This is a genomic window from Flavobacterium sp. ST-158 (genome assembly GCF_058309975.1).
The window spans coordinates 1-24,685 of the sequence record NZ_JBZEEN010000009.1; the positions used below are offsets into that span (position 1 = coordinate 1).

Here is a 24,685-nt window from a genome sequence, read left to right on the forward strand (position 1 = left end):
TCCCGAACAGAGTAGTTAAGCCCGCCTGCGCAGATGGTACTGCAGTTTTGTGGGAGAGTATGTCGTCGCCTTTCTTTATTGAGCCCCAACCTGAAAAGGTTGGGGCTCTTTTTTTTATAGATACGACGTGTTGGCCTAACGGCTCGGTTCGTCGCCTTTCTTTAATCTGAACTTCTTTCAGATTCTATAAACCCTGTTCTAAACGAACAGGGTTTTTTGTTTTATACTATTTTTGTAAAGATTATTATTGAATATTTTACTCGTTTATTCTTTATTATAATAATTACAGCAAGAATTTATTGGGCATTCAATACATTTTGGAACAGGTCTACAAATCTCTCTACCCAAAAAAGAAATTGACATTCCTATATCATTCCAAATTTCTCTTGGCAATACAGTCATTAATTCTCTTTCGGCTTTTAGGCCATCTTTAGTTTCTTTAATAATTCCAATTCTTGGTGCTACACGAATGACATGTAAATCGGTCATTATTCCTTCTAATGGAATTTTAGCTTCTTTCATAATGACATTAGCTGATTTTCGACCAACACCTTTTAAAGTTGTTAAAGATTTCATTGTTTGAGGGATATTAATATTGTATTTTATGATTTTAGCATTTTCTAATATCCAATTCGCTTTATTTTGATAGTGTTTTACTGTTTGTAAATATGGGATGATTTCGTTGTAATTTGAATTTGCTAAAGATTCTATATTTGGAAATTTTTCGAAGAATTGAACTGCAATTTGATTAATGTTCTTATCTGAATCTTGTGCAGATAGAATTACCATAATTAGTAATTGATAGCTGCTTTTGTACTCTAAGGGATGTTTTTGATCTTTGTATTTCTCTAAAATTGGTTGCAATTCTGCTTTCCAATTGATGTTATTGTTAAATAAATCCATTTTCAAATTTAATAATTATTTTTTTTGTGTTTATTATTCTTTTCTATTGTTATGAAATTATTACTTTTTGAAATTGCTTGACTTTTTTGAAATTATAATTACATAATTTTAAGCAATGAATTGTGAGAAAATATAGATTGAATATGCTGTTTTTTTTAATATTATCAATTTTATTAGTTGAGTTAAAAAACGCGGTATTTGTTACCTTTTAGCTAATTAAAAAAAATATATTTTAAGCTTAATATTTTTAATTTTATACGATGTATATTTCTATTTTTCACTATATTTAAAAAAAGTTAAAAATTATTTAATTACTAAATAATCGACAGTTTGTATTAATTTGATTGAAATTTAACTTAACTTTTTTTGTTTTGTATTTTTTTAACCTAAAATAAACTTAAATCAATAAATGGAAATATTTCATATAAGTGCAGAGTGTTATCCAGTAGCTAAAGTTGGTGGTTTAGCAGATGTAGTTGGAGCTTTGCCAAAATACCAAAGTAATGCAGGTCATGACCTTAGGGTGGTAATGCCATGTTATGAGACCAAATTTAGAAATGAAAATGATTTTGAATGTGTTCATTGGGGGACGGTTCAATTAGGGAATTTTAATTTTCCTTTTAGTGTTCTTAAAGAAACAACAGATAAGTTAGGTTTTGAATTGTATTTAATAGAAATCCCAGAGCTTTTTGATAGAAAGGAAGTGTATGGATATGAAGATGATATAGAACGTTTTATGTCATTTCAAATAGCAACTTTAGATTGGATTATTGGCAGAGCAACAATGCCTGATGTGATTAATTGCCACGATCATCATACAGGATTAATTCCTTTTATGATGCAATATTGTCATAAATATCATAAATTATTGAGCACGCCTTCAATGATAACTATTCATAATGGTTTGTATCAAGGTCAATTTAGTTTTGATAAATTAAGTTACTTTCCTGAATTTGATCAAACTCATGTGAGAATTTTAGAATGGGATCATCAAATTAATTCTTTAGCTGTTGGTGTAAAATGTGCTTCGGCAGTAACTACTGTTTCTCCTAGTTATTTGAATGAAATAAATAATTTTGCTAATGGGTTAGAATCATTATTTAATTTAGTTCGTTATAAGTCCAGAGGAATTTTAAATGGAATTGATACACAGGTTTGGGATCCTGCAAAGGATAAAATGTTAGAAAAGAATTATTCTATTAAAAATTTTGAAAGAGGAAAACAACAAAACAAGGAAATTCTATGTACTCTTTTTAATCTTGATCCAACTAAACCATTATTTAGTTTTATAGGAAGATTATGGGATGAGAAAGGAGGAGATCTGTTACCTCAGGCATCTGCTTTAGCTCTTTCAGAAAATTATAAAGAAATCAATATATTAATATTAGGTTCTGGTAGTGCACAAATTGAAAATCAATTGAATAGTTTATTAGTGGATTACAAAGGAAATTACAATACATTTATAGGTTATAATGAAGAATTAGCTCATTTAATTTATGCTGGAGCCGACTTTTTATTAATGCCATCGCGAGTAGAACCTTGTGGATTGAATCAAATGTATTCCTTGCGATATGGAACAATTCCAATTGTAAGGAGAACAGGAGGATTAAAAGATACAGTAATTGATTTTGGTGACAATGGAAATGGTATTTGCCACGATCAATCTTCAGTTGGAGATATCTGTTATTCTATCCGTAGAGCTGTTAGTTTATACGAAGACAAAGAGCGATTGAATAAAATAAGAAACATAGGAATGAGTACCGATCACTCTTGGGAAAAGGCCAGTCAGGAATATATAGAAATGTACAACTTAATACTAAACAGAATATGAAGGCAAAAAGAAAAAATGTTATTGCTATTATCTTAGGAGGAGGACAAGGATCCAGATTGTATCCATTGACAGAAACTAGATCTAAACCAGCAGTACCAGTTGGAGGAAAATATAGATTGGTCGATATTCCTATATCGAATTGTATGAATTCAGATATTTATAGGATGTTTGTATTGACACAATTTAATTCAGCTTCACTTAATGCGCATATTAAGAATACTTATGTTTTTAGTGCTTTTAGTCAAGCTTTTGTTGATATCTTAGCAGCTGAACAAACGCCGGATAATCCAACATGGTTTCAAGGTACTGCTGATGCTGTAAGACAGTGTATGCCTCATTTTTTAAATCACAATTTTGATTATGCTTTAATATTATCAGGCGATCAATTATATCAAATGGATTTTAATGATATGCTTGAAGAGCACATTAAAAATGAAGCCGATATCACGATTGCTACTTTACCAGTTAATGCGAAAGATGCTCCTGAATTTGGAATTTTAAAAACCAATAGTGATAGTTGTATTGAATCTTTTATAGAGAAACCTGCTAAAGAGTTATTACCAGATTGGGAATCAGATGTAAGTGCTGAAATGAAAGCAGAAGGTAAAAATTATTTAGCTTCTATGGGAATTTATGTTTTTAACAAAAAGCTTTTGGTAGAGTTAATGTCTAATCCAGATACAAAAGATTTTGGTAAAGAGATTATTCCACAAGCTGTTGGAAAACAAAAAATTCTTAGTTATCAATATGAAGGATATTGGACAGATATTGGAAATATTGATTCTTTCTTTGAAGCAAATATTGGATTAACAGAAGATGTTCCAAAATTTAATTTGTTTGATGATGTCAATAAAATTTACACAAGACCTAGGATGTTACCACCTTCTAAGTTTAAAAACACAATGGTCGATAAATCATTAATTTCTGAAGGTTGTATTTTAAATGCTAAAGAAATTAAACATTCAGTTATTGGAGTAAGATCAAGAATTGGAAAAGATTCTGTTATCAAAAATACTTATGTTATGGGTAATGATCTTTATCAAAGTATTGAAGATATGGAAAAAGATTTTAAAAATGGCGTAACTTTAATAGGTATTGGTGAAGGTTGTTATATCAATAATGCTTTAGTTGATAAAAATTGCCGAATAGGAAATAATGTTTATATCAATGGAGGTAGTCATTTAGAGAACACTGTAACTGACTTGTATGCAATAAAAGAAGGGATTGTAGTAATTAAGAAAGGTGTGACTTTGCCTGATAATTTTAAAATTGAATAAGTTAAATTAACTATTTTTTTATCAATATTCTATTTTCTAAAATTTAGAATTATACCAATAATAATATGAGTAAAGTTATTTCGCATTCCCTTTTTACTGATTTTGATATTAACTTATTCAAAGCTGGAAAACATTTTAGATTATATGAAAAGCTGGGTGCCCATTTAATGGAATTAAATGGAGTAAAAGGGGTGTATTTTGCTGTTTGGGCTCCTACGGCACATTCGGTTTCAGTAGTTGGAGATTTCAATTTTTGGACACAAGGAGAGCATGAGCTTTTTGTTCGTTGGGATTCTTCAGGTATTTGGGAAGGATTTATTCCTAACATCGAAAAAGGAGCTACTTATAAATATAAAATTTTATCCAATAATGATGGTTTAGTAACTGAAAAAGCAGATCCATTTGCTTTTTACTGTGAAAAACCACCACATACGGCTTCGGTTGTATGGGATTTGAATCATAAATGGGATGATTCCAAATGGATGAAAACCCGAAAAGAACATAACGCTTTAGATAAACCTTATTCTGTTTACGAAGTACATTTAGGTTCGTGGAAGCGTGGAGAAGGAAATCGTTTTTTGACTTATTTAGAATTAGCAGACGATTTAGTTAGTTATGTAAAAGAAATGGGATTTACTCATGTTGAGTTTATGCCAGTTATGGAATATCCTTATGATCCGTCTTGGGGGTATCAATTAGTTGGTTATTTTGCACCTACTTCTAGATTTGGAAATCCACAAGATTTTATGATCCTAGTTGATAAATTACACCAAGCAGGTATTGGGGTTATTCTGGATTGGGTTCCTTCTCATTTTCCAGATGACGCACATGGATTAGGATATTTTGATGGTTCTAATTTATATGAACATCCTGATCGCAGAAAAGGTTATCACCCCGATTGGAAAAGTTTAGTATTCAATTATGGAAGGAACGAAGTACGTTCATTCCTAATTAGTAATGCTTTATTTTGGTTACAACATTACCATATTGATGGATTAAGAGTTGATGCCGTTGCATCCATGTTATATTTAGATTATTCTAGAAATGATGGAGAATGGGAACCTAATATTTTTGGAGGAAGAGAAAATCTAGATACGATTAGTTTTTTAAAGGAATTCAACGAAGTTGTTTACTCTAATTACGAAGGGGTTCAAACTATTGCCGAAGAAAGTACATCTTTTCCAATGGTCTCAAGACCTACTGATGTAGGAGGTCTTGGTTTTGGTATGAAATGGATGATGGGATGGATGCATGACACGCTAAAATATTTTCAAAAAGCTACTGTTTATAGAAAATATCATCAAAATGATTTGACATTTTCTATGACTTATGCATTTACTGAAAATTTCATGTTGCCTTTGTCTCATGATGAAGTAGTTTATGGAAAGAAATCCATTGCTGATCGTATGCCAGGTGATGAATGGCAAAAATTTGCCAATTTACGTTTGCTATATGGTTATATGTTTACACATCCTGGAACCAATTTACTTTTTATGGGAGGAGAATTTGGTCAAATGGCGGAGTGGAATTTTCAAGAAAGTTTAGACTGGCACTTATTGCAATATCCTGTTCATAATGGTGTGCAAGAATTGATTAAGGATTTAAATAAGTTATATAAATCAGAGCCTGCTTTGTATCAAAAACAATTTAGTCCTGAAGGTTTTGAGTGGATTAATTACTCGGATCATCAAAATGCTGTTATTTCTTATATTCGAAAAGGAAATGAACCTAAAGATGATTTAGTTGTGGTTTGCAATTTTACACAAATAGTTCGCAAGGATTATAGAATTGGAGTACCTAAAAAAGGGAAATTAAAAGAAATTTTTAATAGTGATTTAAAAAAATATAATGGTAGTAACGTTCTGAATACCTATGAATTAAAAATAGAATCATCACCTTATGATGGTAGAGATTATTCAGTTGAATTGCTTTTAGCTCCGTTAAGTGTTACTGTTTTTAAAATTTTATAAATGTTTTTTAGAAGTTTCAAAAAACACTACTACATAAAAAACATTTTTTATTATAAAGAAGTATTAATTTCAATATTAATACTTCTTTTTTTTGATAAATAATTAACTACAACGTTTTCGCGAATAAAAAAAGTATTACTTATTTATAAAAAAGATTTTTTGTAAGTTTGAGAGAGTAGTATAATATTAATATAAATACTGTAGATATGATTACAAATACAGAATTAGAATACAAAGGGGATTTATACCCTTCCAAAATAGTTTCTTACACCCAAGATGTTGATTCAGTTTATTTTTATACTGACAATAGTGTTATTTTAAAATTAACAGTTCTACGGGATAGTTTAATACGTTTTCGTTTTACTACCAAAGGCTATTTTAGCAACGATTTCTCTTATGCTATAGATAAAACTCATTCTCACGGTTACAACCATTTAGAAATTACAGAAGAAAAAGACTATTATCAAATTACGACCAATAAAATCATTTGTAAAATTCAGAAAGCCGATTTAAGAGCTTCTATTTATGATTTAAAAGGAAATGTAATTCTAGAAGATGAATTAGGTTTTCATTGGGAAGAATGCTACGAATTTGGTGGAAATATCGTAAAAATGAGTAAAGGTTCTAGAGATGGGGAATGTTTTTACGGATTAGGGGATAAGGCTACCCAAATGAATCTAAAAGGGAAAAGAGTGGAGAATTTTGCTACGGACCAATATGCTTTCCAAAAAGAGCAAGAGCCTTTGTATAAAGTGGTTCCTTTTTATATTGGTTTGCATCACAAACAGGCTTACGGAATTTTCTTTGACAATACCTTTCAATCTTTTTTTGATTTTTGCCACGAAAGAAGAAATGTAACCAGTTTTTGGGCCCATGGTGGCGAAATGAATTATTATTTCTTTTATGGTCCTAATATGCAAGATGTGGTTACCTCGTACACTGATTTGACAGGAAAGCCAGAATTACCGCCTTTATGGGCCTTAGGTTACCACCAATGTAAATGGAGTTATTATCCCGAAAGTAATGTAAAAGAAGTTACGGCTAAGTTCAGAGAATTACAAATTCCTTGTGATGCTATTTATTTAGATATTGATTATATGGAAGGTTTCAGATGTTTTACCTGGAATAAAGAATACTTTCCTGATCCAAAACGAATGGTTTCGGAATTAGCTGAAGACGGGTTTAAAACCATTGTTATTATTGATCCAGGGATTAAAATTGATAAAGAATATTGGGTTTATAAAGAAGCTCTAGCTAAAGATTACTTTTGTAAACGTGCTGATGGTCCATATATGAAAGGAAAAGTGTGGCCAGGAGAATGTAATTTCCCAGATTATACCAATCCCGAAGTAAGAGAATGGTGGGCAGGATTATTTAAAGAATTAATTTCTGAAATAGGTGTCAAAGGTGTTTGGAATGATATGAATGAGCCAGCAGTTATGGAAGTTCCTAATAAAACATTCCCTAATGATGTGCGTCATGATTATGATGGAAATCCATGTAGTCATAGAAAAGCACACAATATTTATGGGACGCAAATGGCAAGAGCCACTTATCATGGTGTAAAACGTTTTGCTTATCCAAAGAGACCTTTTATTATTACCAGATCGGCTTACTCAGGAGCACAGCGTTATACTTCATCTTGGACAGGAGATAATGTGGCTACTTGGGAACATCTATGGATTGCTAATATTCAAGTACAAAGAATGTCTATCTCAGGAATGGGGTTTACGGGTTCTGATATTGGAGGATTTGCGGAACAGCCTACAGGAGAATTATATGCTCGATGGATTCAATTAGGAGTTTTCCATCCATTTTGTAGAACACACTCTTCAGGAGATCATGGTAATCAAGAACCTTGGGCTTTTGATGAAGAAGTAATTGATATTACTAGAAAATTTGTCAATCTACGTTATCAATTATTACCGTATTTATACACCATGTTCTGGCAATATATTGAAGAAGGTACTCCAATGTTAAAACCATTAGTTTATTTTGATCAAGAAGATATTCAAACACATTATAGAAATGACGAATTTATTTTTGGTAATCAAATTTTAGTTTGTCCTATTTTAGAACCTAATGCTTTAGGAAGAAGGATGTATGTTCCTCGAGGTCAGTGGTATAATTACTGGACTAATTCTTTGGTAAAGGGAGGAAAGGAAATGTGGATTGATACTAAATTTGATGAAATTCCTGTTTTTGTTAAGGCAGGTGCTATTATACCTAAATATCCAGTACAACAATATGTAGGCGAATTAGAGTTTGATGAATTAACCTTAGATGTCTATTATAAAGAAGGAAAAGAAAAATCGGTAGTGTATGAAGATGCGCAAGATGGTTATGATTATAAAAAAGGAAGATTTAGCTTTTTATCCTTTCAAATGACAGGAAAAGAAAAAGAAGTGAACATCCAATTGCATAAAGAAGGAAAATACGATACTCTTTATTCAAATTTTAAAATCAATTTTGTTGGACTGCCTTTTGAAATAAAAACAATTCAAATCGATAATGAAAAAATCAGTTTTGATGCTAAAAGCTTTAAAGAAAATCAATATTTAATTGTTCCTAAAGATTTTAATGTTTTGCATATTATAGGATAATAATTGTATTTTTGTAAGTAAAACAGAAGTCTTATGAAAAAGAATTTAGTATTAATAGGGATTGTAACTCTAGGCTTGGTATATTCTTGCGCAACAAATCCATTAACTGGAAAAAGAACATTGAATTTTGTTTCTAATAGTGAATTGTTTCCATCTTCGTTTCAAGAATATGGTGCTTTTTTGAAAGAAAATAAAGTTATTTCCGGTACAGCTGATGCTAAGAAAGTAGAAACAGTCGGGATGAAAATTAAATCGGCTGCTGAACGTTATTTGGCTTCGCTAGGTCAATCGGATTATTTAAAAGATTATCGATGGGAATATAAGCTAGTAGATAGTAAAGAGGTGAATGCTTGGTGTATGCCTGGGGGAAAAATTGTAGTTTATTCTGGAATTTTATCAATTACTAAAACAGATGCAGGATTAGCTACTGTAATGGGACATGAGGTTTCTCATGCTCTTGCTAATCATGGTGCACAGCGTATGAGTGCTTCTCAATTGCAAACTTTAGGCGCGGCTGGTGTTGCTGCAGCAACAGGAAGTCAATCTGCTGAAAAGCAACAAATGTGGCAACAATATTATGGAATAGGTTCTCAAGTAGGGGTAATGCTTCCTTTTAGTAGAAGCCATGAAACAGAAGCTGATAAAATAGGTTTAATATTAATGGCAATAGCAGGCTATAATCCAGATGAGGCTATTAGTTTTTGGACAAGAATGTCTGCTAATTCAGGTGGACAAGCGCCAGCTGAATTATTAAGTACGCACCCTTCAGATGCAACTAGAATTGCTAATTTGAAAGCAATGGTTCCGGAAGCTAAGGCAGTTGCAGCCAAATTTGGAGTAGTATTTAAATAGTCAAATTGAAAATAGATATTGAAGCCAATTCATTTGAATTGGCTTTTTTTATGTTGTTTAGGAATGTTTTTTAATAAATTTAAATAGAAACTATTTAGAAAAAAACAATAAATTCGTCAAAAAAAAGAAACAATGAACCATTTACAAAAAGGAGACAAAAAATTATTAAATGCCTGGGCTTTTTACGATTGGGCCAATTCAGTTTATCCATTGGTAATATCATCTGCGGTTTTCCCTATTTTTTACGAGGCTTTGTTTGCTGATAGAGGGCATTATATAAGTATATTTGGTCTTAGTGTTAAGAATTCGGCACTTATTAGTTTTGTTACTGCTTTAGCATTCTTGAAAGTTGCTTTTTTATCACCATTATTATCTGGAATTGCAGATTATGTGGGGAATAAAAAATTTTTCATGAAGTTTTTTTGTTATATGGGGGCTTTATCCTGTATGGCATTGTACTGGTTTAGTTTAGAAAATATATATTTTAGTTTGTTATTTTATCTATTAGGATTAATTGGTTTTTGGGGAAGCTTAGTCTTTTATAATTCGTATTTACCAGATATAGCTTTTGAAGAGCAACAAGATGCTGTTAGTGCCAAAGGATATTCATTAGGCTATATTGGTAGTGTTATACTTTTGGTTATTAATTTGGCCATGGTAATGAAACCTGAAATATTCAACATTGTAGGAACAGATGGAGAACCAGCAGCTATGAAAGCCATGCGATATTCTTTTGTAATGGTTGGAGTCTGGTGGATTTTATTTAGTCAATATACGTATTACTATTTACCAAAAGGGAATAAAGATTCTCAACAAAAAGTTACAAAAGCAATTGTTTTTAATGGTTTTAGAGAGCTTAAAAAAGTTTGGGTTTTATTAGAAGAGAATATTCGTCTAAAAAAATATTTACGTAGTTTTTTTGTTTACAGTATGGCTGTTCAAACAGTGATGTTAGTAGCAACCTATTTTGGTGCACAACAAATCGCTTGGGAATCTAAAGAGCAAAGTACTATTGGCTTGATTATTTGTATATTGTTAATTCAAATTGTGGCTATCTTAGGGGCTTACACTACTTCAAAAGCTTCTGAGAAGTTTGGAAATATCAATACATTAATTTTCATAAACAGTATCTGGATTGTATTGTGTGTTGCAGCTTATTTTATTCTATTACCTATTCATTTTTATATTATGGCTGCTTTGGTAGGCTTAGTGATGGGCGGAATTCAGTCTTTGTCACGTTCTACATATTCTAAATTAATACCTGAAACCGATGATACAGCTTCTTTTTTTAGTTTCTATGATGTTGCCGAAAAAATAGGAATTGTAATTGGAATGTTAGTTTATGGAATTATTGATCAAATTACTGGTAGTCCCCGATTTGCAATTGTATTTTTGGCTGTATTTTTTATTATAGGAGTAGTTTTGTTAAGAAAAGTACCTAGAAAATAGTAAGAAAAATAAAATAAAAAATTATATTTGGAGAAGATAAAAAACTCCTATTTATGAAAATATTAAAAAGTACGTCACAATTTATACTATTATTAGTAATAACTGTTTTTGCTTCATGTACTTATGAGCCAATTGATGGAGCAGTAACTCCTGATCCTGATACTGGAGGAACAGTAAATTCAGGAGTTTTTAAGGCTGATTTTAGTGGAAAAACATGGACATCGAATGAGACTCAAGCTGTAGTTTCAGGGCATTTTATCGAAATCTCAGCAACTAATTCGAAAGGAGAAGGTTTTGCTATTATGATTGAGGGGGCTACTGTGGGGACCTATGCAGCTAATGAAAATTTTGTTGTTTATTCGCCAGATGGAACCGAGTATGGTTTTTGGAGTATTAATGATGATAATCCAACCGAGAATACAGGTTCTGTAACTATTACAAGTATTAATACGGAAACTAAAACTATTTCAGGGACTTTTAATTTTAAAGGTTATTGGTCAGATTCAGATACCCCTAAAGCAGCAATTAACTTCACAAATGGTGTTTTCAAAGATATTCCATATACAACTCAAGAAGAATCAACGGATGTATTTACTGCAAAAGTAGGAGGGACAAATTTTGTAGCAACTGATATTTCTGTTATTGAAATTGAGGATTTTATAACTATTGGCGCTTTAGATGCTAATTTTAATAACTTGTCAATTGCAATAAAAAACACTTTAGAAACAGGAAGTCATATTATTACAAGTACTGTTGGAGCTGATGTTCAGGGGTATTATGAAGATGTAAATGATGAATACCAAGCTGTTTCAGGAAATATAACTATTACTTCTAAAACAAATGATAGAATAAAAGGAACATTTCAATTTACGACTAATGGTGCAACACCATTTATTATAACCGAAGGCAATTTTGATGTAGAATATTAGAAAAAAATAAATACGAAAGTTCAATTGCCCTCAAAAAGTAAGTTCCTTTTTGAGGGCAATTGGTTTTTTAGCTGTTTTTATGGCACAATGATTGACTTATAAATAGAAATGAATACTAGTTGTTTGTGTTATTGTTTGATTATCAATAATATAAAATACATAAATACTAACTTTGTTATTATATAAATGTAATTTATAATGACAAAAAGACTTAAATTATACTATGTCAAAACATAAAATACTTACTATTGACAATCTGTCACAACAAGAATTTGATTCAGAAGCGGAATTAATCCCTTTATTGACACCTGAGGATGAAGAAGAAATGATAAATGAACAGTTGCCTGAGTCGTTACCAATTCTTCCATTACGTAACATGGTTTTGTTTCCTGGAGTAGTAATTCCTATTACTGCAGGGAGAGACAAGTCTATAAAGTTAATTGACGATGCAAATGCCGATGGAAAAATAATAGGTGTTGTAGCTCAAAAGAATGAAGAAATTGAAGATCCTACAAAAGAGGATATCAATTCTATTGGAACCGTTGCGCGTATCTTACGTGTACTTAAAATGCCAGATGGGACTACCACAGTAATTTTACAAGGAAAGAAACGTTTTGAGATAGAATCTGTTACTTCGGAGGAGCCTTATATTTCAGCTCAAATTAAAGATTTTTCAGAAGAAAGACCTGATAAGGAAGATTCAGAGTTTTTAGCAATATTAGACTCTATAAAAGAATTGGCTATTCAGATTATTAAAGTAAGTCCGAATATTCCAAGTGAGGCTACTTTTGCGATAAAAAACATTGAAAGTCAATCTTTTCTAATCAATTTTGTTACTTCTAACATGAATTTATCTGTTAAAGAAAAACAAGACTTGTTGGCTATCAATAATCTTAAAGACAGGGCTTTAGAAACTTTAAAATATATGAATATTGAGTTGCAAAAGTTGGAACTTAAAAATGATATTCAATCTAAAGTACGTTTTGATTTAGACCAGCAGCAAAGAGAATATTTCTTGCACCAACAGATGAAAACCATCCAAGAAGAATTAGGTGGTTCGACTCAGGAAGAAGAAATGGACGAAATGTTAGTGAAGTCTAAAACTAAAAAATGGGATGAAAAAACGCAATCTATTTTTGAAAAAGAATTAACTAAAATGCGTCGAATGAATCCACAGGCTCCTGATTATGGTATTCAAAGAAACTATATGGAGTTGTTGTTGGATTTGCCTTGGAACGAATATTCCAAAGATAATTTTGATTTGAAAAATGCTCAAAAAATACTAGACCGTGATCATTTTGGTTTGGAAGAAGTCAAGAAAAGAATGATTGAGCATTTGGCTGTTTTGAAATTACGAAATGATATGAAATCGCCTATTATTTGCTTAACAGGACCTCCGGGAGTAGGTAAAACTTCAATTGGGCGTTCGGTTGCTGAAGCATTGGGTAGAGAATATGTTCGTATTTCTTTAGGAGGTTTGCGTGATGAAGCAGAAATTCGAGGACATAGAAAAACCTATATTGGAGCAATGCCAGGTAGGATTATTCAAAGTTTGAAAAAAGCGGGTACTTCTAATCCAGTTTTTGTTTTAGATGAAATTGATAAATTATCAAATAGCAATCATGGTGATCCATCTTCTGCATTATTAGAAGTTTTGGATCCTGAACAAAACAGTGCGTTTTACGATAATTTTGTGGAGTTAGGATATGATTTATCTAAAGTGATGTTTATTGCTACTTCTAATAATATGAGCGCAATTCAGCCAGCTTTGAGAGATAGAATGGAGATTATTAAAATGTCCGGATATACCATTGAAGAGAAAGTGGAAATTGCTAAACAACACCTGTTTCCTCGTCAATTAAAAGAACACGGATTAACTTCAAAAGATTTGACTATTGGTAAAAAGCAATTGGAAAAAATTGTTGAGGGCTATACTCGAGAATCTGGTGTTCGCGGATTGGAAGCTAAAATTGCGCAGGTAATTCGTAATGCTGCAAAATCTGTTGCAATGGAAGAGGAATACAATAAAAAAGTTACCGATGAAGACATTGTGAAAGTTTTAGGTGTCCCAAGATTAGAACGTGATAAATACGAAAGTAATGATGTAGCAGGAGTTGTTACTGGCTTAGCGTGGACGAGTGTGGGTGGAGATATTTTATTTATTGAATCTTTACTTTCGCCAGGAAAAGGAGGGATGAGTATTACTGGTAATTTAGGTACGGTAATGAAAGAATCGGCTACAATTGCTTTAGAATATATTAAAGCCAATGTAGATCAATTGGGATTGAATTCGGAATTACTTTCTAAATACAACATTCACTTGCACGTTCCAGAAGGAGCAACTCCAAAAGATGGACCAAGTGCAGGTATAGCAATGTTAACTTCGTTAGTATCTTTGTTTACACAAAAAAGAGTGAAGAAAAACATTGCCATGACAGGTGAAATAACGTTGAGAGGAAAGGTATTGCCTGTAGGTGGAATTAAAGAAAAAATCTTAGCGGCTAAAAGAGCTAACATTAAAGAAATCATCTTATGTCACGAAAACAAAAGTGATGTAGATGAAATAAAACCAGAATACTTAAATGGAGTTACATTTCATTATGTGAAAGAAATGAGTGAAGTTTTGGCCATTGCTATTACAGACCAAAAAGTAAAAAACGCAAAGAAATTGTAATTTATTAAGTTAATCGAAAATAAAATCGAATGATTTAGTTAAACCTAACAGATTTTAAAAATCTGTTAGGTTTTTTTTAGTCTTTTTTGGGAATTAAATCACAATACCAAAAGCCGTAATCATAGGCATCAGTGGCATCTGAATCACATGCAGTATTGGAAGATTCTTGTTTTGGTTTCTCGTATTTTCTGTAGACAATTTCGCCAATTTCAAAATCGATGGGTTTGTTGAAAATTGGGCCATCAAAACTAAACGTATGAAATTCACCATTTTCTCCACAAACATCAACATGCTCAGGCAAATCATCAATGAATTGTTGGTCAATTATTCTTCCCACAAAACTTTTGTCTAAATAACGTTCGTTTACACAAACAACAATTGTTTTAAATCCTAAAGAAATAAATTCCTGAATCAAATCTTTGGTTGGAATTTTCCAAAGTGGAAAAACACCTTCAAAACCCATGGTTGCTAATTTGTCCTCTCGATATTTACGCAAATCTTCTAAAAAAATATCTCCAAAAACAGAATGCGTTATTTCTTTTTCTTTTAATTTTTCTAAAGTTTTTTGCATGACATTCTCATACACTTCCATAGTAGGCATTTCTGGAATTTGCATGATTTCTAGAGGGATTCCAATACTTTGAGCTTGCTGTTCTAACAATTCTACACGAACACCGTGCATTGAAATGCGTTGGAATTGTTGATTAACACTAGTTAATAAACATTCAATTTTAAATTCTGGATTTTGAAGTATTTTGTATAAGGCTAAAGCAGAATCTTTTCCGCTACTCCAGTTAAAAAGGGCTTTCTTCAATGTAAATTTTATTATAATTTTAAGAGCTAAACTTACAAAAATACTTCAATTAGTTGATTAAACCTTTGTAACTTTGAAATTCTGGCTTAATTTATTTTAAATGAAATATCTTTTTCTTTTTATCTCTACTTTTGTATTTGCCCAACAAAACAAAAAAGTCGATTTTACCGCTGTTTCGGCGCATTTAAACTTAAATTCTGTAGAAAAAGCTATTTCCGGTACGGTAAATTATTCTTTTGAAATTTTACAAGCAACCGATACATTGAAAATTGATGCGCAAAACATGAATTTTTCTAATGTAAAATTAAATCTAGCCCCCATTCAATTCTTAAATTCTGGAAAGCAACTTTTAATTGTTTATCCGTTTCAAAAAGGGAAAAACCAAATTAGTTTTGAATATCAGGCAACACCCAAACAAGCTTTATATTTTTTAGGTTCAGAAAAAACGGGAGATTTGCAAATTTGGACACAAGGTCAAGGCAAATATACCAGCAATTGGTTTCCGAGTTTTGATGACGTGAATGAAAAAGTGATTTTTAATTTGGAAATTGAATTTAATAAAGATTATCAAGTTATTGCAAATGGTGTATTAAAGCAACAAATGAATAACGGAAACAATATTGTTTGGCAGTATCAAATGGAGAAACCTATGAGTTCATATTTGTTAATGCTTGCTATTGGGAAGTTTGAAAAACAAACACAATATTCTAAAAGTAAAATTCCGCTGGAGTTGTATTTAGAAAACAAAGACAAGGCTTGTTTTGAACCTACGTATCGTTATTCTAAACGTGTTTTTGATTTTTTGGAAAAAGAAATAGGTGTTAAATACCCTTGGCAAATATATAAACAAGTTCCAGTTCGAGATTTCTTGTATGCAGGAATGGAAAATACATCGGCTACTTTATTTGCAACTCGCTATGTAGTGGATTCTATTGGTTTTGTTGACCGTAATTATACCAATGTGGATGCCCATGAATTGGCACATCAATGGTTTGGTGATTTAATTACTGCCACAAGTGGAAAACATCATTGGTTGCAAGAAGGTTTTGCAACTTATTATGCTTTATTAGCAGAGAAAGAAATTTATGGAGAAGATTATTTTTATGCTCAAATGTATGAATCTATTCAGCAAATTAAATACGCTTCTAGAACGGATACAATTCCTATTTTGAATGAAAAAGCAAGTTCTTTGAGTTACTACCAAAAAGGAGCCTGGGCTTTATTTGCCTTGCATCAACAAATAGGAGATAGAGCATTTAAAAAACTAATAAAAAAATATGTAAAGAAATATGCTTTTAAAACGGTATCGACTGATGATTTTTTAGCTGAAGTTCGAAAAGTCAGTGATTTTGACACCGCCTTGTTTTCTAAAGAATGGCTTGAGTCAACTATAATTAATACGCAAAAAATCAATGCATTATTAGTTAAAAATAAGATAACTAAGATTATGTTGGAATTGGATAAAATCAAACAGAAACCTTTGGCGCAAAAAGAAGGTTTCTTTAAAATGATTTTAATGTCAGATGCTTTTTATGCAGCTAAAGAAATGGTTGTTAGCCAACTTCGTAATGAAACATTTGAAGCAAAAAAAACGTTTTTAGCATTAGCTTTAGAAACCAAAAATATTCAAGTTCGTCAGGCTGTAACTTATTCATTACCTAAAATTCCCGAAGAGTTTAGAATCGATTACGAAAGTCTTTTGGATGATGATTCATACCAAACACAGGAAATCGCCTTGCTCTATTTGTGGCGTAATTTTCCCAAGCATCGTTTGGAATATTTAGAAAAATCAAAAAAATGGATGGGTTTTAATGATTATAATCTTAGAACTTTATGGCTGTCATTGGTTTTAATGACACCGGAGTATATTTCTAACAAAGAAGCTATTATAGAAGAGTTAATAGGGTATTCTTCGGATAAATATGAGGCTACCATTAGACAAAATGCCTTAGAAAAATTGATTGGTTTTAAGATAATTAATGACAGCGTTTTAGTGAATTTAGTAAAAGCTACTACACATCATATGTGGCAATTTTCTAAATTTGGAAGAGACACTATACGAACCTTATTAAAAAATCAAGATTATAAAGATTCATTTATTCGAATTTTGCCAAATTTGAGTGAGCAAGAACAGTTTCAATTGAATCGATTATTAAATTAAATTATTTATGAGAGCATTGGTTATTTCCGGAGGAGGAAGCAAGGGAGCATTTGCAGGAGGTGTAGCCCAGTTTTTATTGGAAAACAAAAAAATAAAATACGATTTGTTTATTGGAACCTCTACCGGAAGTTTACTGATTCCTCATTTAGCTTTAGGAAATATTGATAAAATTCATCGTATCTATACTAATGTAGATATGAGTAAGATTTTTAATATCAACCCGTTTGTAGTAAAAAAAAAGAAGGGGATTGATATGGTGAGCATCAATCATTTTAATGTTTTACTTCAGTTTTTTAAAGGAAAAAGAACATTTGGCGAAAGCAAAAAATTACGTTCTTATATTAAAAAGAATTTATCCATTGAAGAATTCAATCAATTGAAAGCTTTAGATACTGATGTAGTAGTTACGGTTACTAATCTTACTAATAATCAAGCGGAATACAAGTCTATAAAAGACTGTACCTATGATGAATTTTGTGATTGGACTTGGATATCCAGTAATTACATACCCTTTATGAGTATTGTAAATATAAAAGGTTGTGATTATGCCGATGGTGGTTTTTCTAGCTTGGTACCTATTCAAGAAGCCATTAATAGAGGCGCTACCGAAGTGGATGTAGTTATTTTAGAAACAGAAAAATCTACTCCTAGAGTGGCTATTGGTAAAAATCCATTTTCATTATTGATTGATTTATTCCAAATAGAATTAGACCAAATTGAGAAACACGATATTTTGATAGGAACGCTTGCTGCGACTTATAATAATGTAAAACTCAATTTGTATTATACTCCGATTGATTTAACTAATAATGCTTTGATTTTTAACAAAGTCAAAATGACTCAATGGTGGGAAGAAGGTTTTCAGTATGCCAAGAAAAAAAGTGAAACTACTGAAGTTGTAAAATAAGTTACCACAATTGAGCTACCTCATTTTTAATAAAAGCTAATGCAGCACTACTAGGTGAATTTTTTTCTAATAATTCAGTGATTACTACTGTTCTTAATTCATCAGCATTATGTACTTTATCGCTTTTAGCAGCTGAACGAATCATTTGTACTGTTGCATTTTTAGCGGTTAAAATAATCGCCCAACATTGATCTGAAATGTAAATTTGTTGCGCAATATTGTGTTCAAATTCCTGTTCAATATGGGCAATGATAAAGTTTTCATAATCCTTTTTATCATTAGAAATTGGATTAACACGCACCATTAATTGCGATGGATGAATACGCTCCATAAACAAAGCCATTCTTTCATAAGCTTGTAGTCGTAATGGTAAAGCTATTTTTTGATTGTCTTTTTGAATCAACCAACGTCTAGTGTTTTGTTGATTTTTAAAGTGAGCTTTAAATAAAAAATAGGCAACTCCGCCTGTTATTAATGAAGGAAGAGTATAAGCTATTATTTCGATGATTTTTGTTGAATCCATTTTGAGATAAATAATTTGAAAACAAAAATATACTTTTAGAATTATTACACAAAGATTAGCATAGAGAATAGACAAAGATTCCCAAAGAAAAATTTAAATTTTTAGTTTAAAACCTTAGCACATCGCTGTACTGATTTTGCTAATCTTTGTGAAATAGATAGCGAATTTATAATCAAGAATTGTATTCGATAATTAATTCTTAAATACTTATTTTTGCATAAATAGATAAATAGCAATGGAGAAATATATTTCGCAACTTAACGAAGCACAACGTCAACCCGTATTACAAAAAGATGGTCCAATGATAATTATTGCTGGAGCAGGTTCGGGAAAAACACGTGTGTTAACCATAAGAATTGCCTATTTGATGCATCAGGGAATTGATGCATTTAACATTTTGTCACTTACGTTTACCAATAAAGCGGCGCGTGAGATGAAAAATCGTATTGCTGATATTGTAGGGGCTAGCGAAGCTAAAAACCTTTGGATGGGAACTTTTCACTCTATTTTTGCTAAAATTTTACGTTCAGAAGCCGATAAATTAGGTTATCCTTCTAACTTCACTATTTATGATTCTCAAGATTCGTTACGCGCAATTTCTGGGATTATTAAGGAGATGCAATTGGATAGAGATATTTATAAGCCTAAACAAATTTTAAGTCGGATTTCTACTTTCAAGAACAGTTTAATTACAGTAAAAGCTTATTTTAATGATCCTGATTTGCAGGAAGCGGATGCGATGTCTAAAAGACCTCGTATGGGTGAAATCTATCAGGCTTATGTAGACCGTTGTTTTAAGTCGGGGGCGATGGATTTTGATGATTTGTTGTTGAAAACCAATGAATTATTAACGCGTTTTCCAGAGGTTTTAGCTAAATACCAAAATCGTTTCCGTTATATTTTGGTGGATGAGTATCAAGATACCAATCACTCCCAATATTTGATTGTACGTGCTTTATCAGATAAATTTCAGAATATTTGTGTAGTAGGTGATGATGCACAAAGTATTTATGCTTTCCGAGGCGCCAACATCAATAACATCTTAAACTTTCAAAAAGATTACCAAGGAGTAAATACCTATCGTTTGGAACAAAATTATCGTTCGACTCGAAATATTGTGGAAGCTGCTAATACGGTTATGGAGCACAATAAAACCAAATTAGACAAAGTAGTTTGGACTGCTAATGAATTTGGCCCAAAGATAAAAGTGCATCGCAGTTTAACGGATGCCGAAGAAGGTCGTTTTGTGGCCAGTACCATTTTTGAACAAAAAATGCAAAACCAATTGACTAATGGTCAATTTGCAATTTTGTATCGTACCAATGCACAATCACGTGCTATGGAAGATGCGCTTAGAAAAAGAGATATTCCGTATCGCATTTATGGAGGTTTGTCTTTTTATCAAAGAAAAGAAATAAAAGACGTTTTGTGCTATCTACGATTGGTAATTAATCCAAAAGACGAAGAAGCCTTAATGCGTGTTATCAATTATCCAGCACGAGGAATAGGGGATACTACTGTAGAAAAATTGACCGTTGCGGCCAATCATTACAAAAGATCTATTTTTGAAGTAATGCAAAATATAGATCGCATTGACTTGAAGTTGAATTCAGGAACCAAACAAAAATTGAATGATTTTGTAACGATGATTCAAAGTTTTCAGGTGATCAACGAAAATCAAGATGCTTTTTTTATTACGGATCATGTTTCTAAAAAAACAGGATTAGTTCAAGAATTGAAAAAAGATGCCACACCTGAAGGAATGGCTAAAATTCAGAATATTGAAGAACTTTTAAACGGGATTAAAGATTTTACCGAAGGTCAAAAAGAAATTGATGGCGCTCGTGGTTCTTTGGCTGAATTTATGGAAGATGTGGCTTTGGCTACTGATTTAGACAAAGATACTAGTGATGAAGATCGTGTGGCTTTGATGACTATTCACTTAGCTAAAGGTTTGGAATTTCCACATGTTTTTGTAGTAGGTATGGAAGAAGATTTGTTTCCGTCAGCTATGAGTATGAGTACGCGTTCGGAGTTAGAAGAAGAACGTCGTTTGTTTTATGTGGCTTTAACAAGAGCCGAACATCAAGCGTATCTAACCTATGCACAATCTCGTTATCGCTGGGGAAAATTAACAGATAGCGAACCTTCGCGTTTTATTGAAGAAATTGATGGTCAATTTTTAGAATACCTAACTCCAGCAGAAACTAATTATCGTTTTAAACCGATGATTGATAAAGATGTTTTTGGCGATGTAGACAAGTCTAAATTGCGTTTAGCCAAACCATCTAATGGAACACCTCCTAAATACATTACCGATAATCAACCTAAACCAGAAGCACAAATTCGAAAACTAAAGCCAGTTTCGTCTAACGCGCCTTCGGCAGCAGCAAATTTATTTGATAATAAATTAACGACTGGAAACATAGTTATGCACGAACGTTTTGGTCGCGGTCAGGTATTGAATTTAGAGGGAGTTGGTGCCGATAAAAAGGCTGAAATTAAGTTTGAAGTAGGTGGAATCAAAAAGCTTTTGCTAAGATTTGCTAAGTTAGATGTGATAGGCTAAGAAATAGTACATAAAAACAATTAGAAATCAGAAGATAGCTGATTTATTAATTGATTTTCTTAACTTTAATAGTATTCTAAGTAATAAAATTAAAACACATGGCAGAATTCATTAAAATATACGAAGACAAACCTTCTGAAGCAGCGATTGCTAAAGTGGTTAAAGTTTTAAAAAGTGGGGGATTAGTTATTTATCCTACTGATACTGTTTATGGTTTAGGTTGTGATATTACCAATTCCAGAGCCTTAGAGCGTATTGCAAAAATTAAAGGAGTGAAATTGGATAAAGCTAAATTCTCGTTCGTTTGTCATGATTTGAGTAATCTTTCGGATTATGTCAAACAAATTGACACATCAACTTTTAAAATTTTAAAAAGAGCTTTACCTGGACCTTATACTTTTATTTTGCCAGGAAACAACAATTTGCCAAAAGAGTTCAAAAAGAAGACTACTGTTGGTATTCGTGTGCCTAAAAACAATATTACTTTAGAAATTGTAAAAATGTTAGGGAATCCAATTGTAACAACCTCTATTCGTGATGAAGATGATGTAGTTGAATATACTACTGATCCGGAATTGATTTTTGAAAAATGGCAAAACTTAGTGGATATGGTTATTGATGGTGGTTATGGAGATAACGTAGCTTCAACCATTATTGATTTATCAGGACATGAGCCAGAAGTAATTCGTGAAGGAAAAGGAGATTTGGATATTCTATAGAAAAAAATCCAAACTTTATTTAGTAAATATAAAACATAAAAAAAAACGTCCCGAATTTCTCGGGACGTTTTTAGTACAATAAAAATCTAAATCAGATTTATTTTTGATTTTTCATTTCTTTTTCAACCATATCATAGAATTGGTCAATTTTAGGTAACACAAGAATACGAGTTCTTCTGTTTTTAGCTCTGTTTTCAGCAGAAGTATTTGGTACTAAAGGAACATAAGAACTTCTACCTGCAGCGATTAATTGTTCTGGTTTAACTCCTAATTCATTTGTTAATACACGGATGATAGAAGTAGAACGTTTCACACTTAAATCCCAGTTGTCTAATAAAATTCCATTTCCAATGTAAGGAACGTTGTCAGTATGTCCTTCAACCATACACTCAAAATCAGGTTTGTCATTTACCACTTTAGCAACTTTAGCTAACACGCTTTTAGCTCTGTCAGACACATTATAGCTTCCAGTTTTGAATAACATTTTGTCAGAAATAGAGATATAAACCACTCCTTTTTCAACATTGATTTCGATGTCTGGATCGTTCAATCCCACTACGCTTTTTAAACTAGTAACAACAGCAAGAGTAACACTGTCTTTCTTAGTTAAAGCATCCTGCATTCTAGAGATTTTTAAATCTTTTTCTTTGATAGATTCTAAGGCTTTTTCAATGTTTTCAGCACCTTTTGTTGTTAGAACAGTCATATCTTTAGATTGAGAAATCAAAGTTTGATTGTGTTCTTTCAAACCTTCAACTCTTGCAGCAAGACCTGCTTTTTCTTCAAGACATGAATTCAATTTTACTGTCGCAGTGTTTAATAAATCTTGAGTTTCTTTATTTCTTGCTTCTAAGTCTGCATATTTCTTTTTAGATACACAAGAAGTTAAAAGAGCGAGTACCGAAAGGGCGATAACAACTTTTTTCATAAATTATAATAGTTTTTGAGTTTTTACAAATTTAGCTTTTAATGTTTAAAAATTAAATATAAATTAATGTTAATTTCATTTCACAAAGATCTTGCCATTGTTTATATAATAACTAATAACGATACTTTTAATAGTATAGTATTTTTTTGATTGAAAAAGTGCTCTTTTTTTGTAAGTTTTTGAAAATAAGCTATAAAAATCAAAATGAGCTCTTAAAATAGCAAAGCAATGACTGAATTTTCCTTGAAAAATGAAATGAATCGCAGCAATTCCATCTAAAAGCATGCGAATAAATAAAACTGAATATAAACTCTCTTTGGGTAAATTTTTAACTAACATTAACAGAGAATTTCTGAAATTCAAATAGGTTTTTTTGGGATTACTCTGTTTTAATGTAGCACCACCTACATGGTAAACCACCGAATTTGGATTGTATTTAATGTTGTGTTGGCTGTTTTTTGCACGCCAACATAGGTCAATTTCTTCTTGATGTGCAAAAAAATCATCATCAAATCCTTTTAATTCGTGATACACTTTACTTCGGATAAAAAAACAAGCACCCGAAGCCCAACTGATTTCACAAACATCGTTGTATTGTCCGTTATCTTTTTCTATAGTTTCAAAAATACGTCCTCGGCAATACGGATAACCATATTTATCTATAAAACCACCAGCTGCACCAGCGTACTCAAAATAGGATTTGTTTTTGAAATCTAAAATTTTAGGTTGTATAATAGCTGTTTTAGGGTCATTTTCAAACATTTCTAAAATAGGTGTTAACCAATTTTCTGTCACTTCAATATCTGAATTGACTAAAGCGTAAATTTCGGTATCAATGTGCTGTAGGGCTTCGTTATAGCCTTTAGCAAATCCGTGATTTCCTGTGTTTTTTACAATTTTCACAGTCGGAAAATGTTGCTCAACAAATAAAATAGAGGTATCCGTTGAAGCATTATCCGCAACATATATAGTAGCTTCAGGAGAAAATTGTATGATGGAAGGTAAAAATTGTTCTAGTAATTTTACTCCGTTCCAATTAAGGATAACAACGGCTATTTTTTTCAAAGTATCTTTTTGTTTTTTTTAATTGTAATCAGGAAGTTCAGGTTGAAATTCATATTTTTCATTCTCATAATCCATTTGACAAAAATAATGATTCAATCCATTGCTAACCATTAAAAAATCCGATTTCATTGTCATATTATAACGGGCAATTTGGTCAAAAGTTCCTTGGGTAATTTTGACTTCGGGTGCTTTGCATTCGACCAAAATATTAATAGAACCATCAGAATTAAAGACTACCACATCATATCTCTTTCTTAATCCGTTTACAAACAGCACTTTTTCGACATTAATTAAAGATTTAGGATATTTCTTTTCTTCCAATAAAAAACGTACCACATGCTGACGAACCCATTCTTCGGGAGTAAGAATGATGAATTTTTTCCTGATTTCATCAAAAATAGCCACTTTATTTTCGCTATTTTTGAAACGAAAAGAATAAGAAGGAAAATTGAGTTTTTGCATGTCGCAAAAATATAAAATAAGTTTAAAGATAGTAGGTTTCAAATCTGAA

18 protein-coding genes and 1 rRNA gene are annotated in these 24,685 nt (G+C 31.6%); 13 read left to right on the forward strand and 6 right to left on the reverse strand.

The features are described from left to right. Positions 1-74 (forward strand): 5S ribosomal RNA (rrf, locus tag AC4FRF_RS13540); the annotation flags it as partial. A 190-nt stretch (positions 75-264) separates the two neighbouring features. On the opposite strand, the gene AC4FRF_RS13545 is transcribed toward rrf, so the two are convergent. Beyond that, entirely contained in the window at positions 265-903 is a 639-nt protein-coding gene (locus AC4FRF_RS13545; RefSeq protein WP_491160099.1) for an endonuclease III domain-containing protein, read from the reverse strand. 409 nt (positions 904-1,312) lie between these two features. Here AC4FRF_RS13545 and AC4FRF_RS13550 point away from each other — a divergent pair, with 409 nt between their 5' ends. The 8 genes from AC4FRF_RS13550 (at position 1,313) to lon (ending at position 14,488) form a co-directional block, all read left to right on the forward strand. Continuing rightward, the gene (locus AC4FRF_RS13550; protein ID WP_491160101.1) at positions 1,313-2,734 is read left to right on the forward strand and encodes a glycogen synthase; all 1,422 of its coding nucleotides are present in this window, start codon (positions 1,313-1,315) and stop codon (positions 2,732-2,734) included. Beyond that, positions 2,731-4,011 (forward strand): glucose-1-phosphate adenylyltransferase, encoded by a 1,281-nt coding sequence (locus tag AC4FRF_RS13555; RefSeq protein WP_491160103.1) that lies wholly within the window; start codon positions 2,731-2,733, stop codon positions 4,009-4,011. Before AC4FRF_RS13550 ends, AC4FRF_RS13555 begins: the two co-directional genes overlap by 4 nt. A 65-nt stretch (positions 4,012-4,076) precedes the next feature. Beyond that, a complete protein-coding gene (glgB, locus tag AC4FRF_RS13560) occupies positions 4,077-5,981 on the forward strand; it encodes a 1,4-alpha-glucan branching protein GlgB (protein WP_491160105.1) in 1,905 nt (634 codons plus the stop codon). 206 nt (positions 5,982-6,187) lie between these two features. Next, positions 6,188-8,584 (forward strand): glycoside hydrolase family 31 protein, encoded by a 2,397-nt coding sequence (locus AC4FRF_RS13565; RefSeq protein WP_491160107.1) that lies wholly within the window; start codon positions 6,188-6,190, stop codon positions 8,582-8,584. A gap of 33 nt (positions 8,585-8,617) precedes the next feature. Beyond that, positions 8,618-9,436 (forward strand): M48 family metallopeptidase, encoded by an 819-nt coding sequence (locus AC4FRF_RS13570; RefSeq protein WP_491160108.1) that lies wholly within the window; start codon positions 8,618-8,620, stop codon positions 9,434-9,436. A 132-nt stretch (positions 9,437-9,568) separates the two neighbouring features. Next, the gene (locus AC4FRF_RS13575) at positions 9,569-10,885 is read left to right on the forward strand and encodes an MFS transporter (protein WP_491160110.1); all 1,317 of its coding nucleotides are present in this window, start codon (positions 9,569-9,571) and stop codon (positions 10,883-10,885) included. 53 nt (positions 10,886-10,938) lie between these two features. After that, positions 10,939-11,814 (forward strand): DUF6252 domain-containing protein, encoded by an 876-nt coding sequence (locus AC4FRF_RS13580; RefSeq protein WP_491160112.1) that lies wholly within the window; start codon positions 10,939-10,941, stop codon positions 11,812-11,814. A 223-nt stretch (positions 11,815-12,037) separates the two neighbouring features. After that, positions 12,038-14,488 carry an endopeptidase La gene (lon, locus tag AC4FRF_RS13585; protein WP_491160114.1) on the forward strand — a complete coding sequence of 817 codons (2,451 nt, stop codon included), beginning with the start codon at positions 12,038-12,040 and terminating at the stop codon, positions 14,486-14,488. Between the two features lie 76 nt (positions 14,489-14,564). On the opposite strand, the gene AC4FRF_RS13590 is transcribed toward lon, so the two are convergent. Further along, entirely contained in the window at positions 14,565-15,302 is a 738-nt protein-coding gene (locus AC4FRF_RS13590) for a Dph6-related ATP pyrophosphatase (protein ID WP_491160116.1), read from the reverse strand. 100 nt (positions 15,303-15,402) lie between these two features. Here AC4FRF_RS13590 and AC4FRF_RS13595 point away from each other — a divergent pair, with 100 nt between their 5' ends. Together AC4FRF_RS13595 and AC4FRF_RS13600 are read left to right on the forward strand one after the other, a co-directional pair. Then, positions 15,403-17,463: a M1 family metallopeptidase gene (locus AC4FRF_RS13595; protein WP_491160118.1), complete on the forward strand. Its 2,061-nt coding sequence runs from the start codon at positions 15,403-15,405 to the stop codon at positions 17,461-17,463. A 7-nt stretch (positions 17,464-17,470) separates the two neighbouring features. Then, complete coding sequence (locus tag AC4FRF_RS13600; RefSeq protein ID WP_491160120.1) at positions 17,471-18,370, forward strand: patatin-like phospholipase family protein; 900 nt, start codon at positions 17,471-17,473, stop codon at positions 18,368-18,370. Position 18,371: 1 nt separating this feature from the next. Here the strand turns inward: AC4FRF_RS13600 and AC4FRF_RS13605 are convergent, their stop codons facing one another. Then, positions 18,372-18,893 (reverse strand): DUF7935 family protein, encoded by a 522-nt coding sequence (locus tag AC4FRF_RS13605; protein ID WP_491160121.1) that lies wholly within the window; start codon positions 18,891-18,893, stop codon positions 18,372-18,374. Between the two features lie 235 nt (positions 18,894-19,128). On the opposite strand from AC4FRF_RS13605, the gene AC4FRF_RS13610 reads away from it, so the two are divergent. Both AC4FRF_RS13610 and AC4FRF_RS13615 read left to right on the forward strand, forming a co-directional pair. Beyond that, positions 19,129-21,462, forward strand: a complete 2,334-nt coding sequence (locus AC4FRF_RS13610) for an ATP-dependent helicase (RefSeq protein WP_491160123.1) — start codon at positions 19,129-19,131, stop codon at positions 21,460-21,462. Between the two features lie 98 nt (positions 21,463-21,560). Beyond that, positions 21,561-22,181: an L-threonylcarbamoyladenylate synthase gene (locus AC4FRF_RS13615; protein WP_491160125.1), complete on the forward strand. Its 621-nt coding sequence runs from the start codon at positions 21,561-21,563 to the stop codon at positions 22,179-22,181. A gap of 97 nt (positions 22,182-22,278) precedes the next feature. Here the strand turns inward: AC4FRF_RS13615 and AC4FRF_RS13620 are convergent, their stop codons facing one another. The 3 genes from AC4FRF_RS13620 to AC4FRF_RS13630 form a co-directional block, all read right to left on the reverse strand. After that, complete coding sequence (locus AC4FRF_RS13620; protein ID WP_491160127.1) at positions 22,279-23,109, reverse strand: OmpA/MotB family protein; 831 nt, start codon at positions 23,107-23,109, stop codon at positions 22,279-22,281. A gap of 75 nt (positions 23,110-23,184) precedes the next feature. Further along, positions 23,185-24,174 (reverse strand): glycosyltransferase family 2 protein, encoded by a 990-nt coding sequence (locus AC4FRF_RS13625; RefSeq protein WP_491160129.1) that lies wholly within the window; start codon positions 24,172-24,174, stop codon positions 23,185-23,187. A gap of 18 nt (positions 24,175-24,192) precedes the next feature. Beyond that, on the reverse strand, positions 24,193-24,636 hold the full coding sequence (locus tag AC4FRF_RS13630; RefSeq protein ID WP_491160131.1) for a type I restriction enzyme HsdR N-terminal domain-containing protein: 444 nt from the start codon (positions 24,634-24,636) through the stop codon (positions 24,193-24,195). Positions 24,637-24,685 lie beyond the last annotated feature (49 nt).

What these genes read in the sequence shown, in the direction of transcription:
- AC4FRF_RS13545 (WP_491160099.1), bottom strand. Translation starts at nt 903, where the DNA reads ATGGATTTATTTAACAATAACATCAATTGGAAAGCAGAATTGCAACCA.
- AC4FRF_RS13550 (WP_491160101.1), top strand. Translation starts at nt 1,313, where the DNA reads ATGGAAATATTTCATATAAGTGCAGAGTGTTATCCAGTAGCTAAAGTT.
- AC4FRF_RS13555 (WP_491160103.1), top strand. Translation starts at nt 2,731, where the DNA reads ATGAAGGCAAAAAGAAAAAATGTTATTGCTATTATCTTAGGAGGAGGA.
- glgB (WP_491160105.1), top strand. Translation starts at nt 4,077, where the DNA reads ATGAGTAAAGTTATTTCGCATTCCCTTTTTACTGATTTTGATATTAAC.
- AC4FRF_RS13565 (WP_491160107.1), top strand. Translation starts at nt 6,188, where the DNA reads ATGATTACAAATACAGAATTAGAATACAAAGGGGATTTATACCCTTCC.
- AC4FRF_RS13570 (WP_491160108.1), top strand. Translation starts at nt 8,618, where the DNA reads ATGAAAAAGAATTTAGTATTAATAGGGATTGTAACTCTAGGCTTGGTA.
- AC4FRF_RS13575 (WP_491160110.1), top strand. Translation starts at nt 9,569, where the DNA reads ATGAACCATTTACAAAAAGGAGACAAAAAATTATTAAATGCCTGGGCT.
- AC4FRF_RS13580 (WP_491160112.1), top strand. Translation starts at nt 10,939, where the DNA reads ATGAAAATATTAAAAAGTACGTCACAATTTATACTATTATTAGTAATA.
- lon (WP_491160114.1), top strand. Translation starts at nt 12,038, where the DNA reads ATGTCAAAACATAAAATACTTACTATTGACAATCTGTCACAACAAGAA.
- AC4FRF_RS13595 (WP_491160118.1), top strand. Translation starts at nt 15,403, where the DNA reads ATGAAATATCTTTTTCTTTTTATCTCTACTTTTGTATTTGCCCAACAA.
- AC4FRF_RS13600 (WP_491160120.1), top strand. Translation starts at nt 17,471, where the DNA reads ATGAGAGCATTGGTTATTTCCGGAGGAGGAAGCAAGGGAGCATTTGCA.
- AC4FRF_RS13605 (WP_491160121.1), bottom strand. Translation starts at nt 18,893, where the DNA reads ATGGATTCAACAAAAATCATCGAAATAATAGCTTATACTCTTCCTTCA.
- AC4FRF_RS13610 (WP_491160123.1), top strand. Translation starts at nt 19,129, where the DNA reads ATGGAGAAATATATTTCGCAACTTAACGAAGCACAACGTCAACCCGTA.
- AC4FRF_RS13615 (WP_491160125.1), top strand. Translation starts at nt 21,561, where the DNA reads ATGGCAGAATTCATTAAAATATACGAAGACAAACCTTCTGAAGCAGCG.
- AC4FRF_RS13620 (WP_491160127.1), bottom strand. Translation starts at nt 23,109, where the DNA reads ATGAAAAAAGTTGTTATCGCCCTTTCGGTACTCGCTCTTTTAACTTCT.
- AC4FRF_RS13630 (WP_491160131.1), bottom strand. Translation starts at nt 24,636, where the DNA reads ATGCAAAAACTCAATTTTCCTTCTTATTCTTTTCGTTTCAAAAATAGC.